Genomic DNA, 4,192 nt, shown 5'->3' on the forward strand with positions numbered 1-4,192 from the left:
GGACATCTCCCCCTCAAGGGGGGAGATTGGCTGTCATCGCGGCCTTCGCCAATCATGCTCACCCCGCCGTCCGCGCCAGCTGCAGATCCACGAACTGCACTCCCTTGGCTGCAACCCGCGCCCATTCCGAATCCGCGTCGAGTTCGAGATAGCGCACCCACAGCTGCCGCGCCTCCGGCAGATTGCCCGCGTCGAACTCCAACCTCGCAAGGTTGAACACCGGATCGGCATAGGTCTTGTCGAGCGCGATCGCCTTCTGCAGGTGCCTTCGCGCCGAGGCTTCGCGACCTTGCTCGCTCATCAGTCCGGCCAGGTTGAACCACGCCTCGACGAAGGTTGGGTCGAGTTTTATCGCATTGATATAGTCATGCGCGGCGTCCACCGCGTGGCCGCCGGCGCGCAGGCAGTTGGCGCGGTTGAAGGCGGCAATCGCATCGCTCGGATCGATGGCCAGGCAACGCTGGTAGAGCGCGGCGGCCCCATCATGGTCGCCCTGCTCCTCCGCCGCTTCCGCCTCGGCGAACAGCTCCTCCAGCGTGTCGTCACCCTCTGCCCCGGCTGTTCCGAGATCGAACAGCAACTGCCCATCGAGTTCGCTCTGGCCGCCTTCGAGATAGATCGCGTCGGCGCGCCCATGCTGCGAGCCGACATTGAGCGACTTGGCGGTCAGCGACGCCACCGGGCCGGAGCGGTGGACGGAGCGCGCGATCGCCCCCCATGTCGCGCCGCCGGCGATGAGCCCGGCATATTTGCGCGCCAGGATCAGGTCGCGGAACGAATAAGGTTCTGTGTCATGCTCGAACGCATCGAACAGCGACAAAAAATCGAGGTCGGAGCCTGATAGCCGCGACTGATCGATCAGCGATTGCCGCGACAGTGAAGACGCCTCCGGTGTCTTCATCAGTCCGAGAAGGCGCAGGAATCCGTTCTCGCTGATCAGCGTTCGACCGGCCGCGCGCTCGGCGGCGACACTGCGCTCGATCCCGGCATCGCCGTTTTTGACGAGGCCTGCCCTGGCGAGAAGTGTCCGGCCGAAGACGACATGCGTGGTGCGCCTGGTGATACCGCGCCGCAGCTGGCCGTGCTGGCGTTCCACTTCCCGCGCAGCCAGCCTGAGCGGAAAAGCCGCCAGCGCGCCTATCGTGCCGAAAACAGCGCCGGTCGGCGCCGTCATTTCTTGCTCTTGCCGACCGCCTTCAGCAGATTGGCCTTCAACGGATTTTCAGCAGCGCCACCCGCTGCCGCCTTCTTCGCGGCGGGCTTGGCAACCTCGTCGGCCTTGCTCTTCGATTTGGCCGGCGGCTTCGATTGCGACAGGCTGGCCTTCAGCGCATCCATCAGGTTGATGACATTGCCGCGCTCTGGTGCCGCCGCGATGATTGGCTTGTGGCCTTTCAGCTTCTCGCGGATCATCGTCATGAGTGCCGCCTCGTAGCGGTCCTCATAGTTCTTCGGATCGAAGGTGGTTTCCTTCTGCTTGATCAGCGCTTCGGCGAGCTGCAGCATTTCGGGGTCGGGCTTGCCGGCTGGGATGTTGCCGAAATATTCAGCCGTCCCGCGAACTTCGTTCGGGTTCCTCAAGGTGCACACGAACATGCCGTTCTCGCGCGCGCCGATCGTCACCACGCGCTCGCGGCTGGACAGCACCAGGCGGGCGATCGCCAGCTTGCCGGATTTGCGCATCGCTTCGCGCAGCACGGCAAAGGTCTCTTCCGCCATCGCACCGTCGGGCGCCATGTAGTAGGGCGCGTCCTGATAGATGACGTCGACCTCGTCCTCGTCGACGAAGGCCTCGATGTTCATCGTGTGATTGGATTCGATGCGCACCGCATCGAGGTCGGCATCATCGATGATGATGTACTGCTTGTCCTCGTATTCGTAGCCCTTGACCAGATCAGCACGCTCGACGAGCCCCAATTCGGGGTCGACCGGTTTCATGTTGATGCGGTTGTGGGTCTTCTTGTGCAGCTGGTTGAAGCTGATGCGCTCGCTGGCGCTGGTGGCGGGATACAACCGCACCGGACAACTCACGAGGCTGAGTTTGAGGTAACCTTTCCAACTTGCCCTGGGCGCCATGAAACACTCCTACGCGGCCATGCACTGACATTTGCTGCAGCGCTTTTCGTCCGAAGGACGATTGGCGCCGAGGAAATCCTACACCGACCCCACACGATACGGGCAAATCCCTGACGAAATCTTCCGGTACGTCTTTGAGGTCGTGGCGGAGAGAATAATTCAAATTGTCGGAAGCGTCGATGGACTTGGAATTGAGACGCTGGCGGGGCTGCGCCCTCATCTCGCGACTACTTCCTCGTTCCCTCGAACACTGGCAAATCCCGCGCGAACTCGTTGATCTCCGCCCACGGATCACCCGACGTCGCCAGCAGCCCCGGCAGGGAGGAATAGTTCAGATCCTGCGGCGCATCGATGGATTCCAGATCGCTCCAGCTCACCGGCGTCGAGGCCGGCAGATTGGTGCGGGCGCGCAAGGAGTAAGGGGCTGCGGAGGTGTGGCCGCGCGCATTGCGATGATAATCGATGAAGATGCGCTTCTTGCGGTTGTCCTTGCCCATGGTGGTGGTGAAGGTGTCCGGCGCCGTTGTCGCCAGATGCGTGGCGATGGCGCTGGTCGCCTGGTGCAGTTTCTTCCAGTTCTGCTTGCCCGTCACCGGCACGGTGATGTGGATGCCGCTGCCGCCGGAGGTCTTGGCGAACGGCACCAGCCCCAGGCGCTCCAATTCGCCCTTGATGTGCACGGCGGCCTCGACCACCTCGCGCCATGAAATCCCCTCGCCCGGATCGAGGTCGAGGACGATCTGGTCGGGTCTGTCGAGGCCGGTGCGGTGGGTGCCCCAGGTATGGAACTCGACGACGCCGAACTGCGCCAGCGCCAGATACCCTTTCGCGCCTTCGACCGAGAGATAGGATTTGGTCTCGCCCTCGGAATTTGTCGCCTCGAATGTCACCACCGAGGGCGGCATGCCGGTGAAGGCGTGGCGCTGGAAGAAGCAATCCTTCGGCAGGCCGGTCGGGCAGCGCACCAGCGACACCGGCCGACCGAGGATGTGCGGCAGCATGAAATCGCCGACCAGCGCATAATAGACGGCGATGTCGAGCTTGGTCGGGCCGGTCTTGCCGAACAGCCGGCGCGTCGGATTGGTCACCCAGATGGTGGCAAGGTCGGCCTCGGCGATCAGCCGCTTGCGTTTGGACGAGACCGGCGTCGACAGGCCGACATCCCTCAAACCGCGGAAGACGCCGTGGCGCAGTGCGTTGTCCGATGTGCGGTTGGCGTAATGGATGTGCGCCGACAGCAGCGGCCGCACCCAGTTCATCTCGCGCATGATTTCGCGCGGGACGCCCTCGGGCGGCGTGGCGCCTTCCCGCAGCGGCTCCAGCCTGCCGAGCAACTCACCGGCGGTGGCGGCATCGAAACCGGTGCCGACCTTGCCGCGATAATGGAATTCACCATCCTCAAACTCTGCCATGCCGAGCGCCGCCAGCCCTTCGGCCGCATCGGAGATGGTGAAGCCTGCGATGACGAAGTCGTCCGACAGCAGCGCCTTGGTCTTGGTCCAGCTTTTGCTTCGGCCGCTCTGATAGATGGCCGTGGCGCGCTTGGAGACGACACCCTCCAGCCCCAGTTCCGCCGCCTGGTCGTAGAGCCCCTGCCCCGAGCCCTCGACATGGTCGGAGAACTGGATGGCGGAATTGGCGCCGAGGCCCGACAGCATCTGCGCCAGCAGCGCCTTGCGCCGGACCAGCGGCGCCTTGGTCAGGTCCCAGCCGTCGAGATGGAGAAGATCGAAGGCGTAGAAATGGAGCTTGCTGCCGGCGCCCTGCGCCAGCGCATCCTGCAGCAGCGCGAAGCGGCTGATGCCCTTGGCATCGAGCACCACGATCTCGCCGTCGACGATGGCGTCGCGGCACGGCAGTTTGGCGAACGCATGCGGCAGGTCGCCATAGCGCTTCGTCCAGTCGATGCCGCCACGGGTGATCAGCTTGACCGCGCCCTCAGTAAGATGCGCCATGGTGCGGTAGCCGTCGAATTTGATTTCGTGCAGCCAGACTTCCCTTGTGTCCTCGCCATCCGGTGGTTTTGGCATCTGCGTCGCCAGTTGCGGCTCGATGCGAGCAAGCATGGGGGCCTTGAACGCGCCCGGCAGCGTGCCGGGCTTCAGCGATCCCTGTC

Annotated in this window: 3 protein-coding genes; all 3 read right to left on the bottom strand. The window is 63.9% G+C overall.

Annotated elements, in window-relative coordinates; genetic code table 11:
• Window positions 1-58: 58 nt before the first annotated feature.
• Window positions 59-1,174 (bottom strand): tetratricopeptide repeat protein, encoded by a 1,116-nt coding sequence (locus EOB59_RS33850; RefSeq protein WP_128290240.1) that lies wholly within the window; start codon window positions 1,172-1,174, stop codon window positions 59-61.
• Window positions 1,171-2,076: a Ku protein gene (locus tag EOB59_RS33855; protein WP_024501732.1), complete on the bottom strand. Its 906-nt coding sequence runs from the start codon at window positions 2,074-2,076 to the stop codon at window positions 1,171-1,173. The genes EOB59_RS33850 and EOB59_RS33855 overlap by 4 nt, the downstream gene beginning before the upstream one ends.
• A gap of 227 nt (window positions 2,077-2,303) precedes the next feature.
• Window positions 2,304-4,192 (bottom strand): DNA ligase D (gene ligD / locus EOB59_RS33860; protein ID WP_128290241.1); only part of this gene is annotated, 1,889 nt, incomplete at its 5' end.

Origin of the sequence: Mesorhizobium sp. M7A.F.Ca.MR.176.00.0.0 (assembly GCF_004023165.1) — a bacterium.
Taxonomy (GTDB): Bacteria; Pseudomonadota; Alphaproteobacteria; order Rhizobiales; family Rhizobiaceae; genus Mesorhizobium.